The sequence below is a fragment of the Pseudomonas sp. KH_050 genome, from assembly GCF_057838875.1.
Genome location: NZ_CM174478.1, coordinates 3,802,606 through 3,826,828, shown reverse-complemented (window position 1 = coordinate 3,826,828; position 24,223 = coordinate 3,802,606). Strand labels below are relative to the sequence as shown.

17 protein-coding genes are annotated in these 24,223 nt (G+C 62.5%); 12 read left to right on the top strand and 5 right to left on the bottom strand.

Annotation, left to right across the window (positions count from 1 at the left end; genetic code table 11):
• Positions 1 to 11 precede the first annotated feature (11 nt).
• The 11 genes from AC3IUA_RS17325 (at position 12) to AC3IUA_RS17275 (ending at position 15,800) form a co-directional block, all read left to right on the top strand.
• Entirely contained in the window at positions 12 to 329 is a 318-nt protein-coding gene (locus AC3IUA_RS17325) for a hypothetical protein (RefSeq protein WP_489355697.1), read from the top strand.
• Positions 322 to 1,446: a hypothetical protein gene (locus AC3IUA_RS17320; protein WP_489355696.1), complete on the top strand. Its 1,125-nt coding sequence runs from the start codon at positions 322 to 324 to the stop codon at positions 1,444 to 1,446. The genes AC3IUA_RS17325 and AC3IUA_RS17320 overlap by 8 nt, the downstream gene beginning before the upstream one ends.
• The gene (locus AC3IUA_RS17315) at positions 1,443 to 1,961 is read left to right on the top strand and encodes a phage baseplate assembly protein V (protein WP_489355694.1); all 519 of its coding nucleotides are present in this window, start codon (positions 1,443 to 1,445) and stop codon (positions 1,959 to 1,961) included. The genes AC3IUA_RS17320 and AC3IUA_RS17315 overlap by 4 nt, the downstream gene beginning before the upstream one ends.
• A gap of 69 nt (positions 1,962 to 2,030) precedes the next feature.
• Complete coding sequence (locus AC3IUA_RS17310; protein ID WP_489355693.1) at positions 2,031 to 2,354, top strand: hypothetical protein; 324 nt, start codon at positions 2,031 to 2,033, stop codon at positions 2,352 to 2,354.
• 1 nt (position 2,355) lies between these two features.
• A complete protein-coding gene (locus AC3IUA_RS17305) occupies positions 2,356 to 2,718 on the top strand; it encodes a GPW/gp25 family protein (RefSeq protein WP_150798274.1) in 363 nt (120 codons plus the stop codon).
• Positions 2,715 to 5,132, top strand: a complete 2,418-nt coding sequence (locus AC3IUA_RS17300; RefSeq protein ID WP_489355691.1) for a baseplate J/gp47 family protein — start codon at positions 2,715 to 2,717, stop codon at positions 5,130 to 5,132. Before AC3IUA_RS17305 ends, AC3IUA_RS17300 begins: the two co-directional genes overlap by 4 nt.
• A complete protein-coding gene (locus tag AC3IUA_RS17295) occupies positions 5,129 to 8,251 on the top strand; it encodes a putative baseplate assembly protein (protein ID WP_489355689.1) in 3,123 nt (1,040 codons plus the stop codon). The genes AC3IUA_RS17300 and AC3IUA_RS17295 overlap by 4 nt, the downstream gene beginning before the upstream one ends.
• Positions 8,248 to 10,389: a hypothetical protein gene (locus tag AC3IUA_RS17290; protein WP_489355688.1), complete on the top strand. Its 2,142-nt coding sequence runs from the start codon at positions 8,248 to 8,250 to the stop codon at positions 10,387 to 10,389. The genes AC3IUA_RS17295 and AC3IUA_RS17290 overlap by 4 nt, the downstream gene beginning before the upstream one ends.
• Before the next feature lie 32 nt (positions 10,390 to 10,421).
• A complete protein-coding gene (locus AC3IUA_RS17285) occupies positions 10,422 to 13,505 on the top strand; it encodes an Ig-like domain-containing protein (RefSeq protein ID WP_489355686.1) in 3,084 nt (1,027 codons plus the stop codon).
• 333 nt (positions 13,506 to 13,838) lie between these two features.
• A complete protein-coding gene (locus AC3IUA_RS17280; RefSeq protein ID WP_489355684.1) occupies positions 13,839 to 14,669 on the top strand; it encodes an HNH endonuclease in 831 nt (276 codons plus the stop codon).
• A gap of 462 nt (positions 14,670 to 15,131) precedes the next feature.
• Complete coding sequence (locus AC3IUA_RS17275) at positions 15,132 to 15,800, top strand: polysaccharide lyase family 7 protein (RefSeq protein ID WP_489355682.1); 669 nt, start codon at positions 15,132 to 15,134, stop codon at positions 15,798 to 15,800.
• A 290-nt stretch (positions 15,801 to 16,090) separates the two neighbouring features.
• On the opposite strand, the gene AC3IUA_RS17270 is transcribed toward AC3IUA_RS17275, so the two are convergent.
• The 4 genes from AC3IUA_RS17270 to AC3IUA_RS17255 form a co-directional block, all read right to left on the bottom strand.
• The gene (locus AC3IUA_RS17270; RefSeq protein ID WP_489355680.1) at positions 16,091 to 18,523 is read right to left on the bottom strand and encodes an SAM-dependent methyltransferase; all 2,433 of its coding nucleotides are present in this window, start codon (positions 18,521 to 18,523) and stop codon (positions 16,091 to 16,093) included.
• A gap of 2 nt (positions 18,524 to 18,525) precedes the next feature.
• Positions 18,526 to 19,269 carry a protein-L-isoaspartate(D-aspartate) O-methyltransferase gene (locus tag AC3IUA_RS17265; RefSeq protein WP_489355678.1) on the bottom strand — a complete coding sequence of 248 codons (744 nt, stop codon included), beginning with the start codon at positions 19,267 to 19,269 and terminating at the stop codon, positions 18,526 to 18,528.
• A 173-nt stretch (positions 19,270 to 19,442) separates the two neighbouring features.
• Complete coding sequence (gene puuE / locus AC3IUA_RS17260; protein WP_489355676.1) at positions 19,443 to 20,336, bottom strand: allantoinase PuuE; 894 nt, start codon at positions 20,334 to 20,336, stop codon at positions 19,443 to 19,445.
• Positions 20,336 to 21,208 (bottom strand): GNAT family N-acetyltransferase, encoded by an 873-nt coding sequence (locus tag AC3IUA_RS17255; RefSeq protein ID WP_489355674.1) that lies wholly within the window; start codon positions 21,206 to 21,208, stop codon positions 20,336 to 20,338. The genes puuE and AC3IUA_RS17255 overlap by 1 nt, the downstream gene beginning before the upstream one ends.
• A gap of 867 nt (positions 21,209 to 22,075) precedes the next feature.
• On the opposite strand from AC3IUA_RS17255, the gene AC3IUA_RS17250 reads away from it, so the two are divergent.
• Positions 22,076 to 22,453 (top strand): hypothetical protein, encoded by a 378-nt coding sequence (locus AC3IUA_RS17250; protein ID WP_489355672.1) that lies wholly within the window; start codon positions 22,076 to 22,078, stop codon positions 22,451 to 22,453.
• Between the two features lie 181 nt (positions 22,454 to 22,634).
• Here AC3IUA_RS17250 and AC3IUA_RS17245 read toward each other — a convergent pair whose 3' ends face one another.
• On the bottom strand, positions 22,635 to 23,873 hold the full coding sequence (locus AC3IUA_RS17245) for a hypothetical protein (protein WP_489355671.1): 1,239 nt from the start codon (positions 23,871 to 23,873) through the stop codon (positions 22,635 to 22,637).
• Between the last annotated feature and the right edge of the window lie 350 nt (positions 23,874 to 24,223).

The following is a 24,223-nucleotide window of genomic DNA, read 5'->3' as shown; positions in this document are numbered from 1 at the left end:
GGACAACCACGATGAGCGACCGCTTCCCACCCAACAGCCGTTACTACCCGACTGAAACCGCCGAACTGGTCCAGGCCGATGGTCGACGCGTGGTCTACCTGCGGCGGCGCTTCGTCCCCGACCCGGCAAGCTTTGTCACCTTGCAGATCTACACCGTGATCGAGGGCGACCGTATCGATCGCATGGCCGCTGCGGTGCTCGGCGATCCAGAACAGTTCTGGCGCCTGCCGGATGCCAATGGCAGCCTGCACCCGCTGGAACTGGAAGAGTTGGGCCGGAAAATCCGCCTGACCTTGCCCGAAGGCATGCAGGGGCCGAGCGATGCTTAAAGGCATGCATGTCTCGTTGCTGGTCGGCCCGGCGATACCGTTGCCGGTGCCCAAGCCGCTGATCGATGCCTTGCAGAGCATCCAGGTGACGTCGGCGGCCGGCGCGCGCAGTGGCTTCCAGATCAGCTTCGCGCTGCACAACAACTCACCGCTGCACACCCTGTTGTTGCTCACCGGCGGGCGAGTGCCCTGGCTGCGGGTGCTGATCGTGATCACCCTCAACAGCCTGCCGTTGGTGTTGATGGACGGCCTGATCACCCGCCAGGAGGTCAGTGGCTCCAACGAGCCGGGGCAGAGCACCCTGACCATCACCGGTGAGGACCTGTCGGTGGCCATGGACCAGCAGGAATTCAACGGCATTCCCTATCCGGCCATGCCGGCCGAGGCGCGGGTGGCGCTGATCGTCGCCAAGTACGCGATCTTTGGCATGGTGCCGCTGGTGATCCCGCAAATTTTCAGCGATGTGCCGATCCCGGTGGAAAAAATCCCCACCCATGACGGCACCGACCTGGCCTATGTGCAGAAGCTGGCCAAGGACGCCGGCTACGTGTTCTACGTCGAACCCGGCCCGCTGCCGGGGATGAATACCGCCTACTGGGGCCCGGAGATCAAGCTCGGGCTACCGCAACCGGCGCTGAACCTGGGAATGGATGCCCACAGCAATGTCGAGGCGCTGTCGTTCAGCGTGGACAACACCAAGGCCAGCCTGCCCATCGTGTTTATCCAGAACCCGCTGACCAAGTTCCCGATTCCCTTGCCGATCCCCGACATCAGTCTGCTCAACCCGCCACTGGGCGCACTGCCGCCCATCCCCAAGTCGATCCACCTGCTGAAAGACACCGCCAAGCTCTCGCCGATGGCGGCCTTGTCCAAGGGTTTGGCGGAGGCAGCGGGCTCGGCGGATATGGTGACCGCCACCGGTTCGGTCGATGTACTGCGTTACGGCTCCGTGTTGAAGGCGCGCCAGCTGGTCGGCGTGCGCGGTGCGGGCAGCGCCTTCGACGGTTTGTATTACGTGAAAAGCGTGACCAGCAACTTCAAGCCGGGCGAGTTCAAGCAGAACTTCACGCTGACCCGCAACGGCCTGATCTCGACGCTGCCGAGGGTCCCGGTATGAACGCTGAGCAAGGCAAGTACTACGGCAAGTTCCGCGGTGTGGTGTTGAACAATATCGACCCGATGCAGATGGCCCGCGTCCAGGTCCAGGTGCCGGATGTGCTGGGGCTCGGCATCTCCAGCTGGGCCATGCCCTGCGTGCCGTTCGCCGGGCAGCAGAGCGGGATGTTCGTGGTGCCGCAGATCGGCGCCGGGGTCTGGGTCGAGTTCGAGCAGGGCAACCAGGATTACCCGATCTGGGTCGGCGGCTTCTGGGGCAGCGCGGCGGAGGTGCCAGCCCTGGCGCTGGCGGGGCTGCCGGTGTCGCCAAGCATTGTGCTGCAGACCGGCAACCAGAACGGCCTGACGATCTCCGACCTTCCGGGCCCCACGGGCGGCATCCTGCTCAAGACCCTGACCGGGGCGATGATTTCGATCAACGAAATCGGGATCACCATCAGCAACGGCCAGGGCGCGACGATCATGCTCAACGGCCCGGCGGTGAATATCAATCAAGGCGCATTGACGGTGATTTGAAATGAACAGTCCACGCAATCGACAGCTCGGCCCACAGCCTGACCCGGCCCTGACAGGGGAGGATCGCTGATGCCCGGATTTCTCCTGCATCTGGGCGCCACAGTGATGTGCAGCCACGGCGGACAGGCGACCCCGACCGCGCCTTTTGCGCGGGTGACACTCTCCGGCCAGCCAGTGACGACCCTGGCCGCGCCCTATCTGATTGCCGGCTGCGGCATGCCGCCGCCGCCCGCCGGCAATGGCCCCTGCGTGACCGGCCAATGGCTGGTCGGCGCGACCCGGGTGTTCGCCGGCGGGCTGCCGGTGCTGCTGCAATCGAGCACCTCGATCTGCGTCCCCACTGGCACGCCGATGCTGGTCACCGTCACCCAGCTACGGGTCTCAGGAGTCTGATATGGCCTTGGACTTTCCCTTCAGCATCGACTCGCGCGGGCGCAGTGCCGAGGTCTTTGCCGATTTGCAGGTGCGGGACATGATCGAGCAGGTGCTGTTCACCGTGCCGGGCGAGCGGGTGAACCGTCCGGACTTCGGCTGCGGCCTGTTGCAATTAGTGTTCGCGCCCAATAGCGACGCCCTCGCTGCGGCTGTGCAGATGACTGTGCAAGGTTCGCTGCAACAGTGGCTGGGGGAGCTGATCGAGGTCGAGGCGGTGACGGTCGAGAACCTCGATGCGCGCCTCGGCGTGACGGTGCAGTACGTCATGCGCCGGGATCGCCAGCGGCAACTGGCGACCTTCAGCCGAGGGCTTGCGCCATGAAACGCCAGTTTTTGTCCGCTAACCGCCATCGCCTGCAACTGCTGCGTGACCTCGACCCGCCGAGCCTGAACGGCATCGACTACCTGGAAGTGGTGTCCCTGGATCAGCGCAAACTCAGTGTGGTGTTCGTCCATCCGTTGGCCGGCATCACCGCTGCCCATTGCCGGATCGAGGGTGGGGTGCGCATCACTGGCGTGCACATCGAGAGCCTGAGTATCAACGGCAATCAGCTCGACATTACGGTGGACCAGGCCGGTGATTTTTCCTGGTACCGCTTCGTGTTGATCAACCCCACGGCTCCCGAGGACCCACCGCCGGGCTTCGACCCTTGCCTGTCGAGCATCCGCTTCAGTTTCAAGGCGCAGTGCCCGTCCGAATTCGATTGTGCCGACGAGCAACTGTGCCCGCCGCAGGTGCCGGCCGAGCCGCTGCTGGATTACCTGGCCAAGGATTACGGAAGCTTTCGCCGGTTGATGCTGGACCGGATGGGGCAGCTGATTCCTGGCTTTCACGAGCGCAACCCGGCGGATTTTTCCGTGGCCCTGGTGGAAATGCTGGCGCATATCGGCGATCAGCTCAGTTACTACCAGGATGCAGTCGCCACCGAGGCGTATCTGGGCACTGCCCGCCGCCGCGTCTCCCTGCGCCGGCATGCGCGGCTGCTGGATTACCCGATCCACGACGGCTGCAACAGTCGGGTCTTCGTCAGCCTGAGCGTCGCCGCCCAAGCCGACGGCCAGGTGTTGGCCGCGGGTACGCGACTGTTGACCCGCACCGCCGAGCCCGGGACTGTATTGCCGGAAACCGTGCTGCAAACCTTGCCTGACGGTGCCACTCAAGTCTTCGAAACGATGCACGCATTGCCCTTGCAGTCCGCACATAACCGCATGGATATCCATCATTGGGGCGAGCCGGACTTCTGTCTGGGCAAAGGCGCGCAGGAGGCCGCCCTGATCGACGATCCGCCGCTGAGCTTGCAGGCGGGCATGCTGCTGATCCTCGAAGAAGTGCTGAGCCCCGGCACCGGCCGTGCGCCGGATGCCGACCGCAGCCACCGGCATGCGGTGCGCTTGACCGAGGTCAAGCCGGGGCACGACCTGCTGACCGACACGCCGTTGCAGCTGATCAGCTGGCACGCCGAGGACGCGCTGCCGTTCCCGCTGTGCATCAGCACGCGTATCCAGCAGTCCGGTGTCAGCGAGACACTCAGGGTCGCTCGGGCTTGCGGCAATGTGGTGTTGGCCGACCACGGCCTGACCCGCGCCGATGAGTCGCTGCTGCCGGACGCAGTACCGACTGCCGGCCAGTACCGCCCACGCCTGCGCGAGCCCGGCATCGTCTATGCCCAGGCCTATGAGCACGACCCGACGCGCTCTGCCGGCAGCACCTTGCATCAGGATCCCCGGCAAGCCCTTCCGGCCGGCATGCAACTGCGCGAAGACGATCCCGATCAATATGGCGACCAGCCCAAACCCGGTGCCAGCCATTGGTTGCCGCGCCGCGATCTGCTCGGCAGTGACCGCTTCGCCCAGGAGTTCGTGGTGGAGACCGAAGCCGACGGCAGCGCACACCTGCGCTTTGGCGACAACCGCTTCGGCATGCAGCCGCAACCCCACAGCCGGCTGTTGGCCAGCTACCGCCAGGGCGGTGGCAGCGTCGGTAATGTCGGCGCCGAGAGCATCACCCAGGTGGTCTGTGAAGACCCACTGATCAAGGGCTTCATCGAAACACTGCGCAACCCGTTGCCGGCAAGCGGCGGCGCGGAGCCGGAAAGCGCCGACGCGATCAAGCTGTTTGCCCCGCAGGCTTTTCGCACCCAGGAGCGGGCGGTCACCGAGGCCGACTACGCGCGGGTCGCCGAGCGTCATCCGCAAGTGCAACGGGCAGCCGCCCGGCTGCGCTGGACCGGAAGCTGGTACAGCATGTTCGTCAGCCTCGACCGCAAGGGCGGCAAGCCGCTGGATGCGCCGTTTCGCGAGGAAATGCTGCGCCACCTGGAACGCTACCGGCTGGCCGGCTATGACCTGGACCTCAGCGAACCGATCCATGTCCCGCTGGATATTCAGCTGAACGTCTGCGTCGTGCCAGGGCACTTTGCCGCGACGGTCAAGCTCGGCCTGCTCAAGCGCCTGAGCAGTGGCGAAGACGGGCTGGGTCGACTCGGCTTCTTTCATCCAGATCACTTCAGCTTCGGCCAGGGCCTGGCACTCTCCGCCCTGATGGAGGCGGCGCATTCGGTGACCGGCGTGGCCTCGCTCCAGGTCGAGGTGTTCCAGCGCTGGGGCAAAACCCCTAATCAGGAAATACAGCAGGGCTTGATCAGTGCCGCGCCGCTGGAAGTGCTGCGCCTGGATAACGATCCGAATTTCCCTGAAAACGGCCGGCTGCAGCTGACTATGCAAGGTGGCTTATGAGTAATGGCGAACAATGCGGCTGCTGCGCCGGGATCAAGGTGTTGACGCCGGTCGACGAACTGAACCCGCCAGGGCAGACGACGTTGCACTATCGGGTCGGCACCCATGGGCGCTTTCGCGAGAGCCAGCTGGCGCGCCTGTCCAGCCAGCCGCAGCTGCTCGGGCTGAGCACCCGCGATGCCGATGATCCGGTGCTGGCATTGCTCGATGCCTGGGCCGGAGTTCTCGACGTGCTGAGTTTCTATCAGGAGCGCATCGTCAACGAGGGCTTCCTGCGCACCGCCACGGAGCGGCGTTCGGTATTGGAACTGGGGCGCTCCATCGGCTACGAGCTGCGCCCGGGCGTGGCGGCCTCGACTTTTCTGGCTTTTTCTCTGGAGACCGCGCCGGGCGCGCCCTTGACCGCGCGGATCGACGCCGGCAACAAGAGCCAGAGCATTCCCGGGCAGGATGAACAGGCCCAGGTTTTCGAAACGCTGGAGCCGTTGTACGCGCGTGCCGCCTGGAATGCCTTGCGCCTGCAGACCCAGGAAGAGGTGCCGCCCTACTGGGGCGCACGCACCCTGTATCTGAAGGGGCAGAACACCCGCTTGCAAGCCGGCGACTCGCTGCTGATCGTCGGCGACGAACGCCTGAAAAATCCCGGCAGCGAAAACTGGGACCTGCGCCGCGTCGCCCGCCTGCAAGTGATTTCGCCGGTGGAGCCGAGCGCCGACCCACTGGCCGGCTACACGGTCGTGACGCTTGACCGGCCGCTGGGTGAGGTGATGCCCCACGTCGAGCCGGCCAAGGCCAATCCCCGCTGTTTTGCCCTGCGGACCAAGGCCGCACTGTTCGGTCAGGCGGCGCCGGACTGGCGGGCGATGCCGCGCAGCCTGCGGGCAAGCTACCTGGGCCTGGACAACGAAAATCAGGCGAACATCAGCCTGCACGGCCAGTGGCCGGGCTTCACCCTGGCCGATATTTCCGATCCGCCGACCCGCCAGGCCACCGGCAGCGGCCTGTATGGCGAGTATTTCGAAGGCATCGACCTGAAGACGCGCAAACTCAGCCGCACCGACGCCACCGTTGATTTCGACTGGGGCGGCGCCAGCCCCGACCCGACGTTGACCGTCGATACCTTCTCGGTGCGCTGGAGCGGCTGGCTGCAAATACCCGAGAGCGGCAACTACAGTTTTTTCGTCAAAGCCGACGATGGCGTGCGGCTGTGGCTTGGCGGCCAGTTGCTGGTCAATCAATGGCACCTGCAAGCCCCCACTGAATTCAGCGCGACCCTGTTCGAACTCCAGGCCGGACAAAAGCTCGACCTGCGCCTGGAGTACTTCGAGAATGGCGGCACAGCCTTGATTCAATTGCGCTGGCAGGGCCCGGGCATCGCCAGACAGATCATCCCCCAGAGTCGGCTCTACCCCCGAGACGTACACAGCGTGCATCTGGATGCCAGCTATCCGCGGCTGGTCACGGGCAGTTGGCTGGTGCTGGCGCTCCCCGATTATCAGGAGCTGTATCAGATCCTCGACAGCCGCGAGGATGCCCGCGCCGCCTTCACCCTGAGCAGCAAGACCACGCGCCTGAGCCTGCGTGGCGAGCAACTGCGCGAGCTGTTCAACGAGCGTCTGCGCGAGACCACGGCCTACGGCGAATCCATCGAGCTGCCATGGGCGACCCGGCCCAGGTCCGGGTTGCTCAGCGGTCATGTGCTGATGCTGGATGATCTGCAACCGGAGCTGGAAGCGGGTCGTTGGCTGTCGGTCAGCGGCCACACCTTGCCGGCCGTGGCGCAAAATGCGCCGGCGCGTCAGCGACTGTTGGCCAATGATCCGCTGGTGGCGGTGGAAATCGCCAGGGACGGCCGGCTCGCCAGCCTGTCCTTCACCGATGGTGCACGCCATGAAGTGCTGCTGGGCTTCGCCAGCGAAGTGCTGCGCCTGCAACGCAATGACAGCAGCGGCCCGCGCTCGCGCCTGGAACTTGCGAGCGATCTGCAACATGCCTATCTGCCGCAGACTGTGCGGATCAACGCCAATGTGGCGCCGGCCAGTCACGGCGACAGCAAGCAGATGCGGATCCAGCCGGAAATCCTCGGCAGTGGCGACGCCAGCCAGGCCTTCCAGCGCTTCTTGCTGCTGCAGAAACCACTGACCTATATTTCCTCACCGACCCCATCGGGCATCCAGAGCACGCTGCAAGTGCGCATTGATGGTGTGCGCTGGCCCGAGGCGCCACACCTGGGTGAGCTCGGCGCGCAAGACCGTGCCTATCTGCTGCGACGGGGCGACGATGGCCGGGTCACCGTGCAATTCGGTGACGGCGTGCATGGCAGCCGCCTGCCCACGGGGCAGATGAATGTGCAGGCGTGCTATCGCGTCGGCATCGGTGCGGCCGGCAACCTCGACAGTGGGCGGGTCAGCCTGCTGCTGTCCCGTCCGTTGGGGGTCAAGGAGGTGATCAACCCGGTACCCGCGGCGGGCGGGGTCGATCCGGAAGACCGCGACAGTGCCCGGCAGAACGCACCACTGAGCGTACGGACCCTGGACCGCATCGTCTCGCTGCGGGATTTCGAAGACTTCGCCGCGGCCTTCGCCGGCGTCGGCAAGGCCCAGGCGGTGTGGTTGTGGGATGGCGAGCAGCGGTTGGTCCACCTCACGGTCAGCGGGGTGGAGGGCGTCAGCATCGATCCCGGATCGGCGCTCTACCGCAACCTGGCAGCGGCCATCGACGCGGTGCGCCCGGCCCATCAGCCGCTCAAGCTTGCGCCCGGTGTGGTGCTGCGTTTCGGTGTGGTGGCCAAGGTCCGGGTCAACCCGGACTATCAGAGTGCGGCGGTCCTGAGCGCAGTGCGCAGCGCCCTGGAGCAGGCCTTCGGGTTTGCAGCGCGGTACTACGGGCAACCCGTCAGCGGCAGTGAGGTACTGGCGGTGATGCAGCGGGTGCCGGGAGTGGAGCGGCTGGATCTGGATAGCCTGCAGCTCTACGACGGCCTGTCCGGCAGCAGTGTGGCGGGGCCGGATGGCCGACTGCGCGCCCGCGGTGCCCGGTGGCAGAGCCAGCAGATACTGGCGGCACAACTGCTGTTGCTGGACCCGGCCGCAGTCACGTTGACGGAGCTCAGCCTATGAGTCTTGATGCCGAATTCCTGATGGCACGGCTACCGGCCTTCTATCGTGAGCGCGATGCCGAAATGGGTGGGCCGCTGCGGGCGCTGCTGGAGGTCATCGCCGAGCAGGGCGCAGTGCTGGAAGAGGACATCACCCGGCTCTACGACAACTGGTTTATCGAAACCTGCGACGACTGGTTGGTGCCTTATATCGGCGACCTGCTGGGTGTGCGCGGTCTGTACCCGGTCAGCGGCACCCCGGCGTTCGGCCTGCGCGCCTATGTGGCCAACAGCCTGCGCCTGCGACGGCGCAAGGGCACGCTGCCGGTGCTGGAACAGCTGGCGTTCGACACCACCGGCTGGCGCGCGCGGGCGGTGGAGTTTTTCGAGCTGCTGGGCACTACCCAATACCTCGATCACCGCCGCCTACACAACGTGCGCACGCCGAACCTGCGGGATGCCGCGCAATTGGAGCGGGTCGACGGCCCCTTCGACCGCAGCGCCCATACGGTCGAGGTGCGCTCGCTCCCGGCCGGGCGCTACAACATTGCCAACGTCGGTCTCTATCTCTGGCGCTTGCAGGCCTACGCGCTACAACGCGCCACGGCCCGGGCCATGACCAGCCTGGAGGGTTTCTACAGTTTCGATGCCCTGGGTCGCGATGTCGCCGAGCCGCTGCTGCGGGGCGAGGGCATGCTGTTCAACCGGCCGCGCACCGAGCAGGAAATCACTCACCTGGCGCAACCGGAAAACGTACCGGAGCCGCTCTCGCGGCGCCTGCTGCACGACGAACTGACGGCGCTGCGTCAGGCCCTGACCGATGGCGAGACACCCAACCCTGCGTACTTTCCCCTTGATAGGGGGGAGGAGGGTGGCCCGGTACTGCGGATCTGGCTGGACAGTGTAGAAGTGCCGCCGGAGCATCTGCTGGTGTGCAATCTCTCGCCCTTGCCCGGCGTGGTGCCGGAGGAATGGCGGCGACCACCGGCCAGCGTGACGGTGAAATCGAGCAAGGCCGGCCAGCCGGACAAAACCTTTCCCGACGCGGCCAATCAGTTTCTGGTGGGCTTGGACCCAGTCCTCGGACGTATCGCTTTGCCGGCCGGCACGACCGCGACCCGGGTGGAAGTCGCCTACAGCTATGGCTTCCCCGGCGATGTCGGCGCGGGCCCCTACGACCGTCGCCCGGCGCGGCGCGATGATGAGCCGTTGCAGGGCCTGCTTGATCCGGCGGATTTCCAGGTAAGTCTGCGGGTCCCGGGCGACCACGCGACCCTGGCCGACGCGCTGGCGGCGGTCATTGCCGGGACCAGTACGCTGATCTATCTGCTGGACGACGGGACCCAGGAACTGACCCCCGATCTCAACCTGCCCGATACCCACCTGGCCATTGAAGCCGTCAACCAGCGGCGGCCGGTACTGATCGGCGACCTGCGTTTAGGCGGCAACCTCAATACCCGGCTCAGCCTGTCCGGGCTGCTGCTGGACGGTCAGCTGCGCCTGCACGGCGCGCTGGGCGAGGCGAATCTGCGGCATTGCAGCCTGACGCCGAGCAAGGGCGGCATTCGCCACACCGGCACCGGCAGCCAGCTCTGGCTGCGCCTGACCCATTGCCTGTGCGGACCGTTGCGCACGAGCAAGGCCATCGCCGGGGTCGAGGGCCGCAACAGTGTTTTCGATAACGGCGATGCCTTGGCCTTCGACTTGCCGGACACGCGTCTGCAGCTCGATCGCTGCAGCGTCTTCGGCGCCAGCGCAGCCGGGGAGCTGGAAGCCAGCAACAGCCTGTTCAGCGCCAAATTGAATATCGCCCGGCGCCAGGAAGGCTGCGTGCGCTTCTGTTATGTGCCGCCGGGCTCGCAGACGCCACGTCGCTATCGTTGCCTGCCGGACCTGGTGATCCAGGGGCTGCCGACCGCCCAGGCGAAAAGCGAACGGGTGCGGGTGACACCAGCCTTTACCTCGGTGAGTTTCAGCCATCCGGCTTATGCCCAGCTGCGCCTTTCAAGCGCACAAGAACTGCGCACCGGCGCCGAGGACGGCGCCGAAATGGGCGTCTGGAATCTGCTGCAACAACCACAGCGCGAGGCCAACCTGCGTCAGGCCTTGGACGAATACCTGCGCTTCGGCCTGGAGGCCGGGGTGATTTTTGTGAACTGACTGAACGCGCATAACGGGCCAGGAATACCATTATGAAAGCCGATCTCACCCGTTCCACCGACAAGCAGGACCAGCACTACCGCGCCGTACGCATGCAGCAGGGACGGGTGCAGCTGGATGCGGACTGGAACGAGCAGCAGGACATTCTCAATCGCCGGATCGAGACCGAAACCGTCGATACCATCGGCCACAGTGGCGGGCCCTTGGCCAACCCGGGTTTTCTGCTGACCGGCAACGGCAAGAACATCGGCATCGGCCTCGGCCGTTACTACGTCGAAGGCTTGCTCTGCGAAAACCCCAGCCAGGTGACGGCGACCAGCCAGCCACACTTGCCAGGCAACGCCTCACCAGTGCTGCCGGCCAATGCCAGTCTGTTGCCATTGCCCCCGGCGAACGCGCCGCAGCTTGGCGAGATCAAGGTCTACGACAACAACGGAGCACCCATCGACCCTCCAGATGGGCTTTACCTTGGCTATCTCGAAGCCTGGCTGCGGCATATCACTGCCCTGGAAGACCCGCTTATCCGCGAAGTCGCCCTCGGTGGGCCGGACAGCGCGACCCGCGATCAACTGCTGTGGCAGGTCAAGCTACTGCGTGCCGGTGACATCGGCGCCAACCTGAACTGCCTGAGCGTACTGCCGGCCTGGACTGCCCTGACCACTGCAGCCGATGGCAAGCTGGCGGCCCGCGCCGAACCCGGCACACCGCCCAAGGATCCCTGCCTGCTGGCGCCGGAAGCGGGCTACCGGCGCCTGGAAAACCACTTGTATCGCGTCGAGATCCACGACGATGGCAGCGTTTCAGCTGACCAGCGCTACAAATGGTCGCGTGACAACGGCAGTATCGAGACCCGCGTGACCCGTTGGCTGGGCGAGCCGACGGCGGACGAGTTCGAGGTCGCCAGCATCGGCCGTGATGCCTACCTTGCAATCACTGCCGGCTGCTGGCTGGAATTCTTCGACGATACCTATGAGCTGCTCGGCCGGCCGGGGACCCTGGTCCAGGTGCTCAAGACCGAAGGCAACCTGGTCACCCTCGATCTGGCCAGCGCCACCGGGCCGCTGGACAAGGCGCTGTACCTGCGCAACCCGCGTGTGCGGCGCTGGGACGGTTGGGCGAAGATGGCCCCGGCAGCAGCCAATTTGAACAGCGGCTGGGTGGAGCTGGAGGATGGCGTCGAGATAAAATTCATCCCCGGCAAATACCGCGTCGGTGATTTCTGGACCATTCCCGCACGTACCACTACCGCCGACATCGAGTGGCCGTTGGTGGCCAACAAACCCGCCTTCCAGGCACCGCAGGGGGTGTTGCGCGCCTTCACCCGGCTGGCCTTGCTCAACTGCCAGGCCGGGGTCTGGAGTACGCTGTCCGACTGCCGCCAGCTGTTTCCGGCGTTGACCGAATTGACCAACCTCTATTACGTCGGTGGCGACGGCCAGGAGGTCATGCCCAACCCATTGGCTCCACAAAACCTGCCTTTGCCCAGTCCATTGGAAGTAGCGGTGTTCAATGGCACGTTCCCGGTTGCCGGGGCCGAGGTCAGCTTCAGTGTCAGCCACGGCACGCTGCCTAACGGCACGGGCAGTCAGATCATCGCCACCGGCGCGGATGGTATTGCCAGCGCTGTCTGGAGCCTGGCACCCAACGTGCTGAGCCAGACCTGCATGGCGCAATTGCTCGAAGCCGGCCAGGTAGCGGCCGGCAAGTACAACGTCGTGCATTTTTCCGCCAGCCTGTCCGTGGCGACACAGGTCGCCTATGACCCGGCGAAGTGCGCCGACATGGCCGCCCAGGGCATTCATACCGTGCAGGACGCCCTCGACGCGCTCTGTCAAAAAACGCACGGCGGTGGCTGCTGCACCAGTGTCGGTGTCGGCGGCGAGTTCGAAAACCTCGACATCGCGCTCAAAGTGTTGCTCGAACAGGGCAAACGCGACATCTGCCTGTGCCTGCTCCCCGGCGAGCATCGCCTGGCCGACAGCATCGACCTGGTCGCGCCGCAGGGCACCCATCTTTTCATCCACGGCAGCGGCCCCGCCAGCCGGCTGGTGCTGCGCAATCAAGAGTTCAACTGTTTCGATTTCGCCTCCCTGACGTTTCTGGATTTCGACATCATCGTGCTGGGCGAGAACCAGTGCCTGCGTTTTCAAGGCTGTCAGCAAGTGCGCTTGCAGCGGATGCGCCTGTCGGGGCTGACGGTGCCCGGCATCAGCCTGGTGCAGATCGACGACGCCCAGCGCATCGACCTGAGCGCCTGCCTGATCAATGCCTACTCGTCGAGTGGGCCACAGCACGCCCGGGATCTGGTGGGAGCCGTACCCTTGCTCGTCCCCCTGGAGAATGCGTTGAATACAGACAAGGGTGAGCTTTTTGCGGCAATCCCGAGCAAGGTGTTCGACGTCCTGGCAGCGTACAGCGCGGCTCAGCGCAAGGCGTTCGGGCAACAGGTGGACCGCCTTCAGTTGGTCCTCAACACCCATGAACTGTTGGCATTGTCGGCACTGCGCAGGGATGTACAGGCAGGGGCCAGCCAGCGCCGACTCGCACTCTCGCTGGATCGCCTGCGCACTGAGCTGCTGCTCAACCGCACCGGCTTCGCCCTGGCCCTGGGGGATGCCGAGGCCGACACCTTGCTGGCGGACAACCAGATCAACGGCCGCGTGTCCTTGTACGGCGAGGCCAAGAGCGACGAAGCGCTGGACCTCGATTTGCTGAAAAATCTGGGTGTGGCATTGAGTCGGGGCCGAGTCCGACTCGAGCCCGGCTATGGCGAACTGCGCCTGCGCAATAACCGGCTACAGGAGTTGCGCCTGGGCGATGCGATGCTCGACCGCTTGCGGCAACTGGCTGGCGCACCCGACGGAGGCGTGCTTGAAGGCTGCTATCGCAGCCTGCTGGCGGACGCCAATACACTGGTGGGCACGGAAAACCTGCTGCTGGCGTCGAACCTGGCCCTGAGCCAGAACCAATTGAGTATCTTCGGTCACATCGCCGCGTGTATCGCTTCCCAAGGCAAGTACATCGGCAACTTCACCCTCGAATCTATCCTGTTCCTGCTGGGCCACAAGGCGAACCAACAGTTCGCCAATGCCGGGCTGATTTTCAGCGAGATGTAGCGAGGGCACAGATACAGGAGGGGATTGGCGTCATTGAAGAGCTGCTTTCGACGCCATTGCCGACATTCACGAAAGGCGGCTAACGCTATGAATGGTGGCAGTTGTTTCAATAATGGTGAATTTATATTATGCGAAATCGTTACTCTATAGCCGGGTAGAGTGCAAATTGGGTCGATGAGAATGTCTGTGCATTTCTTTGCTCCTTTGCTCTTGTTAAATCATTAGTCGAGAGTCGCAAATCATAGTCAAAAAGTGGCATTTTGCCATCTGGCACTGTATGATGTTACTCTTTTAACTGCAGTAAAAAAATACTACAGATTCCTGGACAGTGGGATGCTGATTATGGCGGTGAAACCCAAGGCGTTTAAAGAACTCTACGGCAAGGCAGCCGGGCGCTGCGCTATGTGCCAAAACTACGAAAGCGTATTTCCGGACACGGTATGTGATATTCCGCTCACCCATAAAAACATGTCCGAAGCAGCCCATATTATTGCGCAAAGCAAAAAAGGTCCTCGGGGAGAAGAAGGGTATACAGGTGATGTTGATGATTATGATAACTTGATATTGCTTTGTCCCTATCACCATAAAGCGGTTGACGATAATCCTAAGAGCTTTTCTGGTAATTGGTTGAAGAGTAAAAAAAATCAGCTTGAGCAGTGGGTAAATCTTTCCCTTAAGCCTGACCCTCGGCGCAGTCGGGACATTGGCTCAATACGCTCGCTAATAAGGAGTATTCCGCTCACTCGTATCCGTGGTCAATGTGAAAGTTTACCTGACAGCTTTAATTCTGATTTTCTTGAAATTAGCACAGTTCTGGAAGCGTTCCCTATAGAACTTCCGGAGGCTCGCCCATTCTTTGACGGCGTGTTGGAGTCTAAATTTTTAGGCTTTGAGCAATCGTACCAAGCACTTGTCTGGGTACTGATGTCTAATGTTGAAGTTAAAGAGGGGCGCTCTTTTAGCCTCTATAAAGAAACGATCCAAAGAGGGAATTATTACATCATCCCTCTCAATAAAGGTGAGTTATACGCTCACGGAGAATCGGTTGCTATACAGGCAGAGATTTCAACATTGAAGAATAGCTTTATTGTGTGCTACTTGGCACTGATAGAGTACTTGCGCTTCTACTATACTGAGGTCGATCTTGATTCTTATGAATCGTAGTGAATGCTTGGGCTGTGGATGAGTCCTTATTTCCAGGTCCGTCCTGAATGTATATATATGCCAGCGTTACTAGACGCTCAGAAATTTTACATCCCAATGCGAAGCTCGCGCAGGTCAGTTGTGGTTTTCTGGTCAGCGTCTGGATGACTGGTTCTGGCCGATTCTGTTGAAAAAGTCGGTTTTCCCAAATCGCTTGAAAATTGGTCGGTGAAAGCGCCTTTTTTGCCGAGGATAAATCTCTCGGCCGCATGGCTGCGCCTACCTGGCACCTACGTTGCAAATCGCCCCTGGCTCGACTGTACTGAATACCCCCCGTTGGGCACAAAACCTGCATCAGTACCCTCAACGAACATTTGACGTCAATCAACTGCCATACGGATTTCACACTCAGCCAGTCCAATTGCGCAGGTCAGAGCGCAACTGTGGCTTCAACATTTCAACCCTGTATATAGGACCCTTGACATGATCGACCTCGCCACTTGGAATTTAAGCATCCCTGAAGGCAGCCCACCGGCCACCATAGAAACGCCTCGACTGGCGCAAGGGTTCAACAACAAGTATTTCAATTCTGAAACCGGTACCCTTTTCTTCTGGGCACCTGTGACCGGTTCCAAGACGTCCAACGCTATTTACCCACGTAGCGAATTGCGAGAAACCTATAGCAATGGAACTCTGCGCAACTGGCAGTATCCAGCGGCGGATAACAAACTGCGGGCGAATCTGGCCGTCAATCAGGTACCCAGCACCGGCAAGATCGTGATTGGTCAGATCCACAACAAGGGCAGCAATAGCCCCATGGTGAAGCTGGAATACCAGTACAACACCTCTAGCTCGACCGGAAATATTGTCGCCAAGGTGCGCATGCGTCCCGACGATAAATCGGGCCAGGTCATTACAATTGCGACGGGTGTGCAACTCAATCGCAATTTCTCCTACCAGATCCACCTCAGCCCGAAGGGCGCGCTGGGCATCAGCGCAGCAGGATACAATTGGAGAACCACCATCGATCCGAGTTGGAAGACCCAACCACTGTATTTCAAAGCAGGTGCGTATGTGCAGGACAACACTGGCTATCCCTCCGAGGGCGGAAAAGTGACGTTCAGGATGCTGGAGATCCTCCACGAAATTTAGTCGCTTCTTTCGGGCTTCGCAGCATCACGGAACGCTGCGAAGCCTGCTGCTTGTCAATTTGTTGGCACGGGCATCTCCCGCTTAATCACAACGATAAAAGTTGCAATGCAAGAGTTGCGTGTATGTTCGCCCGCACGGCTTAGGCTGAAGTCGTAACCAATGGCGTAGTCCCACAGCGGAAGCGATCTGGCACCGTCGCCCCGGCTTCAATGCCCGCTTGGGCAAGCGGCGTTCCAACAGGCCATTCGTCTCACCAGGGTCTGTTGACGTTTCGCTGCGAACCGCCGCGATCAGGGAAACGCGATCGCCGCCGCGAGATACAGCAGCAACGCCAGCAGCAACACCACGGTGAAGCCCAAGTGGATCGCCAGCAGGGTCGCCAGCACAGCCGCCACCACCGATACGCTGGCGTTGACGCCCCAGGCGATCGGCACCAGTGCTTCGGCGCGCGCGGAGACGCGCTCGAGTCCGAGCGGAAACGGCATGCCCATGGCGAACGCCAGCGGCGCTACCAGCGCGGCGCAGATGCCGAACCTGGCGAGGGTCTGCACCGGCGCCAGCAGCTGGAACAACGGGGGCAGGGCGATCAGATAGAGCAGGGCGATCGCGCAGATCGCCAGGACTGGCCGCGCGAGCGGATGACGGGGCCCCACACCCGTTCCAATGTCCCCCCGCCGCCGGCCGGAGTAATGGCTGCCGAGGCCAGCGAAGATCAGGAACGCGCTGAGCGTTACCGCCACCGAATACAACGGGTGGCTGAGGAAAAGGGTGAACTTCTGGATGAAGGCGATTTCCACGAACATGAAGGCGAAGCCGATGGCGGCGAAGTAGGACACGACCCGAAGTTCGAACCTGGCCAAAGCCGCATTCCGAGAGCGCCGCTGGCGCCGCCGCGCCACCCATAGCGGCGCCAGGATCAGCAGCACGGCGGCCACGCTGGACTGCAGCAGCGTGGCGATCAGCACCGGATAGCCCCACTCCAGCATTGACAGGCCGCCCTGCGCCTTCAGCGCCAGCAGTTCCGGCAGCGAGCGCCACTTGAAGAAGTGGAAGAAATACGGCCGGTCATCCATGGTCGGACGCACGTCGAACTTGTAGCGTGCCAGGAACTCCGCGCGCTCGCCGGACAGCAGGGCCTGCGCCGCTTCGAAGAACCAGGGCCGGTCGAGCAGGTTGTAGCGGTTCGCCTCGGCCACGGTCATCCCGGGGTAGTAGGCCAGGTCGAAGGAGCGCGCCCGGCAGAACTCTCGCAGCACGGCGATGCCGGCGTCGTCGAAATCCCTGTTGCTGACCAGCAGCGTCGCGGTCTTCCAGCCGCGGATCATGACGATGCGGCGCGCCGCGCTGGCCTGCCCGTCGCGCTCGATGGCCGCGGCCGCGGTGGCCAGCAGCCTGGGAACATCGCGCGGCGGCAGGGTGACCCAGCGGGTGATGGCCAACAGGCCGCCGGGCGCGAGATGGCGCAGGTACTCGGCGAAGGCATCCACCGTGTACAGGTAGTTCTCGGACAGTGCATGCAGGCCGCCCGAGGCGGTGCCGAAGGAGTCCAGCAGGGCGATCTGGATCAGGTCGTAAGGCTCGCTGCGCGAAGCCACCAGGCCGCGCGCCTCGCCGATCAGCACGCGGACGTTGGGCGCGCTGTACGGTTTGCCGGAGAAGTCGGCGAAGCGGCGCTGGACCAGATCGATTACCTGCGGGTTCAGTTCGATGGCATCCATCGCGCTGGCGCCGTGGTAGATCGCCTGCAGCACATCGGCGCCGGCGCCGCTGCCCAGCACCAGCACGCGAGGTTGGCGCAGCAGGTGATAGGGCAGAGCCGAGGTCAGGTAGTCCAGGTAGGCGAGCGGCTCGCGGCGCCCGTCATAGCGGTTCAGCACGGAAAGGCCGTCGCCGTCGGTGAAGATGGCCAGTTGTGCGGGCGGTTCCTGCGTCGCGTTGAGGCTTAGGCCCGGCGCGTGGCGCAGGGGAATGGTCGGGCTGTCGACGACCGTGAGCAGGCCCAGCGGACTCCAGGTCTGGGCGATTGCGCGCGCATCCTTAATACGCAGCGTCTGGCTCAGTTCCTTGTACTCGGAGGGCGACAGGGCGATCCAGCGCCCGGGCACGCCGGCCGGCACCGCGACCGCCGCCGCCAGCAGCAACGGCACGAGCCAGTGCCTATGCCCCGTGCAAGCCATGCCGGCCAGCGCCCCGGCGGCGATGCCGGTGCCGCCCAGCAGCCGCAGCGCATCGACGGGCGTCAGGGCGAACAGCGCGGCGACGATCGCCAGGCTGCCCACGCCGGCGCCGAGAATGTCGAAGGCGTAGATCCGGTGAATCTGTTCCTGAAAGCAGGTGAAGGTCAGGCAGATACACACCGCCGCGCAGAAGAACGGCACGAACAGCAGCAGGTAGATCATCAGCAGGCGCGCCGACTGCCGCGCGTCCCAGAGGATCTCGAGGGGATTGAACGGAACCTGCTGGGCCAGGCTGAAGCAGGCGATGGCGCTCAGCCCGAACAGCACCGCGCCGGCGATGAACACGCCGTGGAAGCGCGGCGCCAGCACAGGCCGCGCCAGCGCCACGGCGGTGCCGGCAGCGCCGTAGCCGAGCAGCGCGACGCTGATCATCATGTAGGCGAAATGGTGCCACTGGATGATCGAAAGCAGTCGCAGCAGCAGCACCTCATAGCCGAGCGCGGAGGCAGACAGCAGCGCCAGGGCGAACAACGGCGGCGAATGCATGCTTAACCGCCTCCGACCAGCGGCACGAAGCGCACAGGCAGCACCTGCCGGGTGGACACACTGCCATCGCCGGCCTTCTCGATCAGCAGCAGGTACTGGATCATGAACGGCGCGCCGACCGGGATTACCATCCGCCCGCCTGCCTTGAGCTGGGCGATCAGTGGCGGTGGCACATGGCTGGCGGCGGCGGTGACGAGGATGGCGTCGTAAGGCCCGTGCTCGGGCCAGCCGTGGTAGCCATCGCCCAGCCGGGCCTGCACCTTCGCATATCCCAGCTGGCCCAAGCGCTCCCCGGCCTGCGCTGCCAGCGGCTCGATGATCTCCATCGTGTAGACCGCCTGCGCCAGCTCGGCGAGGATCGCCGCCTGGTAGCCCGAGCCAGTGCCGATCTCGAGTACCACGTCGCCGGGCCCGACCTGCGTCAGGTCGGTCATCAGGGCGACGATGTAGGGCTGGGAGATGGTCTGGCCGTAGCCGATCGGCAGCGGGCGGTTCTCGTAGGCGTAGCGCACCTCGTCGGGCGGGACGAACTTATGGCGTGGCACCCTGGCCATCGCGGCCATCACCGGCGCGGCAAACTCGGCCCTGCCGGTTTCGTCGCGGGTGAGGGACGACATGTCGGCGATCTCCCGCACCATGGCGTCGCGCAACGGCGCGAACGGGTCGTCGGCATGCAGGCCGGCGGATGCCAGCGCCAGAGCGATGGCAGGCGCCAGGATGCGCGTCAGGAGCATCACCGGCTTCACAATGACTCCTCCGCCTGAGGAATAGTCGAATCGTATGGCCGGCGGGCTGGCTCGGCAAGGTGATCCTGTTTCACCTCTTCGGTGGCTCCACCCGAGAGGTCGCTTCACGACTCGAACTTGCATCGCATGCCTGGTCTTGAGAGCGGCGGTGCCTTGTTGTCATCGAGACGCCCCTAGGCGGGGAATTCGGCTATCCAGTGCCTGGCAATCTCTTCCCGCCGGCAGACCCACACCGAGTCGTGGCCTTGCACGTAATCGAGAAAGCGCGCCAGCGCCATCGCGCGCGCGGGATGACCGCTGATCCGGCCGTGCAGGCCGACGCTCATCATTTTCGGATGTTGCGCGCCCTCCTGCCACAGCAGGTCGAAAGCATCCTTGAGCAGCCGGAAGAAGTCCTCCCCGGAAGAGAAACCGTTCGGCAGCAGATAGCGGGCGTCGTTGTTGACCAGCGTGTACGGGATCACCAGGTGTGCGGGCGAACCTGGGAGCCAGTAGGGCAGGTCATCGTTGTAGGCGTCTGAGCTGTAGAGGAGCCCGCCGTCCTCGCGCAACAGGCGATGGGTGTTCTGACTGACCCGCCCTGTGTACCAACCTATGGGGCGCTTGCCGCAGATCCGCTCGATCACGTCGAGTGTAAGGCGGATATGGCGCCGCTCTTCGTCTTCAGGGATGTCGCGATAGTCCAGCCAACGGTAACCATGCCCGGCGACCTCATGCCCGGCAGCGCAGAGCGCATGGCCGATCTGCGGATTGAGTTCCAGTGCCTGGCCGACGGCGAAGGCGGTCAGGGGCAGGCCACGGGCGCTGAACAGCTCCAGGATGCGCCACACGCCTGTGCGCGATCCGTATTCATACATTCCCTCGACGCTCAAGTCCCGTTCTCCCGTGCGAGGCGGGCGGCCCGGCAGCTCGTGGAGATAGGCCTCTGACTGGGCATCGCCATTGAGGATGCACGACTCCGCGCCCTCCTCGATGTTAAGCACGAACTGAACCGCGACGCGAGCCTCACCCGGCCATCGCGGATGGGGTGGGCAACCGCCGTAACCGACGAGATCGCGCCCGGACATCAGCCCAGCTCGAAGGTCGTGACGCCGAAGACACGTTCGTGCGCGAGAGCCGGAGGAGGGCCGAGATACATGCGCGCGCAGCCGAAGACCTCGATCATCCCATGCTGGTGCACGAGTTCCATCGCGGCGCAGTTGTTCTCCGGGGCGTCGAGGAACAGCGGGCCACCCGCGGCGAAGCCTGCCAGGTGCGAGTAGAGGGCATTGGCCGCCAGGGCGTCATCGCTGAACAAGGGGCCGATCTTGCAGCCTTCCCTGCAGCGTCGCACCACGCCAAATCCGCTCAACCTTCCTTCGCGCCGGCAACCCAGGGCGAGCGCATCGGGTTGGGCTATCCACCCTCTCAGGAAGGTCGGGCGCGAGGCTGGGAAGCAGGTGCGGTCGTAATCGAGAACCTGATCGAACGCAAAGGTAGCCAGCGGGACGATGTCTTGGCCGTCAACCAGCGAGGTTGCCGGACGTTCGGGGATCTCGGCACGAAAACGCATGTTGCGATGGGAGAAGACGAAGCCACCCTTGGCGTAGTAGTCCTGCATCGCGAAGACACCGTCCATGCCGATGCTCGCACCCGGGCGCAAGCGGGCGAGGAGTCGCTCGCGGCGGGCGTGCCAGAGGGCATTGCCGAGACCCTGCCCGCGATATTCGGGCCGAACGATGAAGAAACCCATGAAGCCGAATTCGCCGTTGTAGGAAGTGATGGCGCCGCCGCCAATCAACTCGCCATCAAGGTCCGCCGCGATAAAAGCCTCAGGGTCCGTAACCCAGAACAGCTCGGCATCGTGAAGGCCGGGATTCCAACCCTCGCGTGCAGCCCAGACTACGAGCTCGTCCAGCTCGGAGCGGGTCATGTTGCGTATTACCAGCTGATTTGACACCACGATGTTCTCCTCAGTCGCTAGTCAAGCGTGCGGTCCATCCCCGGGCCGGAGGCTTCAGGGTGCGTGCAATCCGGAAAACCGAAGCCGGATGACCGGCGCAAGCAGGCCACCATGGCGTGAGCCCTGTCTGGTCCGACCTTTTCGGTATAGCGCCAACTCAAGTATCCATCCAGGCCATCGCAGCCAGGGGGGACCTCAGGCATCGCGCAAGAGGTCATGGACATCAGGAAGAAGGACTGAGCACTCGGCATAGTTGGCGACAACTTGGTGTGGGGCCCCGGTTTGCAGCGAGCGATTCCATCGGTCAAACAAGGCCGAGATTTCTTGCTCATTGGGCGGATCGACTTTTTCAACAGAATCGGCCGATTGCTGCCTATCGCCAACGGTAGGTGCGGGTCGGCAGGCGGGGCTGAAATCGCGGCTCGGATTCATACTGCCACCGGACTTGAACGTCGGGCGCCAAAGCTTCGCGCAGCTCTGGATTGAATGATTGCCGGCTCTTTGCTATTAAGGCATTCCCTATAAGGAAATGCCTTGCGATGGACAGCACGCAACAAACCCTGACCCGTGCCTACCGTGACATTCTCTCAGACCTCCCGCTCCACTGGCTCGACCGTAGCCGCGCGCACGAGGCTGAGTTCGCCAGGCTTTCAGGCCTGTTCCTTCCTGGGACGTCGGCGGCTTACCGGCAGGCACCGCGGCGGATCATGGTAGTTGGGCGTGAAACTCGACGCTGGAATGTGGTGACCGGCAAGGCGCCATTCCTGTTTCTTCAACCTGCTTCGTGCCTTGGCATGCGACCACGGCCGCGATGGGATCGCCTGGGCCAATCTGTTTAGCTTTGCCTGGAATGGCAAATCGCCGATGCGTTGGGCGAACTTCCCTGTCCTGCTTGAAATATTCGAGCGGCTGTTGAAGGCTCAGATCGAAGTTCTCGAGCCGGACATAGTCATCTTCGCCAACGGCGCCAGCAGCGCACGGTTCCGCCAAAAGTACTTCCCGCACAAAGGCGAGCACAGTGTATGCAGCAAACTCGCTGACTACCGTGAGCAAGGCATTGCCATCGACCAGCTATGGCAGTTTCACCTGAATGGGACGATTCAGTGCTATCGCATCCAGCATCCGAGCAGTATCAGCACAGCCTCACGGGCGGCCCGGCGCTTTTTGCTGGAGCGAGTGCTGGGGAAAGGCTGCGCTGAGCAGGGTGGGCCGGGGATCACTAATCTCGCCTGCGGATTGTAAGTGCTCGTCGCAGTGCTATTGAGTCGCCCAGGCAAACACCGATTAGGGTTACGGACGCTTGCCAACGACTGCAGTCGCCCCTAAGCAGTTGGTTGAAACAGGCAGAAAACTGCCAGGAGTTTTTGGTTCAACGACCGTTTCAACGCAGTATGGGCGAGTGCAGGTGCATTTTCTACAGAACTTAGAACAGGTCAATAACGTTGTCAGCGCAACGTTGAGCGTCATAGCCGATGTGCCGGTTGGCACTGATATCACCGATTTCAGACAAGGCTCCAAGCGCAAGTTCCTGAATTAACTGTTGCAAGGCGTCCTGGGGTGACAGCTCTTCATTGAACTTGGCCACGTTGCGCAGTTGGCTCATTTCGAGTTCTTCATCGGCCAGGCTCCCTTTCATGTTGCTCATTACCATCCTCATGTAGAACGAGACGGTAATGTCGTCGACGCTGTCCCCCATGGCTGCTGCCAAATGCAGCAGGTTGTCCAGCAGGTTTCTAGAGCTTGTTGCGTTGTCCAGCGAAAGAAATGCTTTGACCCCTTCGGTCAAAGTGTATGAAATTAGTCGTGGGTCCACCCGACGGTCAGCCAATTCAAGCCGCAGATAAGCAATGCTGTAGATTGCCAACTCCAGCGTGGCAATATCGTTCATCAGGCCCGTTACGTGATTGCGATCAATGTAATCCTTTCTCAGCCGGAGAATTGATTTGGCCAGGAAGCCGCCGACTTCCCTGCGCAAAGCCGCGGATTTACTGGATTTGTTGTCGCTCAACACATCGCCAATAAAGTTGAACACTGAGTTCAGCTGTTTATCAGTTTGAATCGAGGTGATCAGGTTGTCCTTCGGCCAACGACGGAATTTGGAAGCTGTTTTTTCGTCTTCCAGGGGAACAGCAGCCAGCGCTGGCTCGGCCACGCTTTCCTCAGGCAACGGGCGGGGAGAGTCCAGCGTGGCTTTCGTCGTTTCGGGGAGCTTGACTTGGGGCTGAGGCGCACTGGATTGCGGTGCAGGTGCAGGTGCAGGCTTGGGAGAGTGCTTGTTTTGCAGCAGGTATTGTTCAACCTTGCTGAACAGATGCACCAGTGTGCCGCCTGATGGCTGCGTCAGCTTAATAACTTGCCTTTCATTAATATACAGCGTCGACGTCATCAAGCTTTTTTTGATGAACAGCGATGAAACTTTAGGCAAGGCATAGTGAAAGGGGTCACAGAAATTCTCTTTCCCGCAGATTTCATCAGCGGTAATGATGACGCCAATCTTGGCATTCCCAAACACGGTTTCATCTATGAGGATTTCAATATCGTCATAGTTAACGCTTGGGCAGTAGGAGGAAATGGCGTTGTACGCTTTGTCTCGCGGTATGTGTGGTTTTCTGTGAATTTTCTCGGCTCTGCCTATTTCACCAATGAACTCCAGCATCGACATTGCGCATGACTCCCTTCCATAGCTTTTTGGGTGCTCGCGTGTACGGACGGCGAGCACAGATGGCCACATGCTACTATGTGAATTGCTTGGATCCAAGCGACCTGGTGAAGAGTGGTTGCCGCTATTAGGCATCTGTACGATGCGAGTATGAGGCCAAAAGGCAGAATACGGAGGCAGGTATCCGGCGCCGCCTTCGGTATTAATTTGGAGCGAGGTGTGGGGCGGCGGAATGCTCTCCTTGCCCGAACGTCAGCTTCTGGCCGGACTGCAACGGTCTAGCCTCGACCGTCGCAGTGGATGGCCCGGCGTATTCACCAGCGGGCGCGTACCTAGGTACCTTGTGGCAGCAG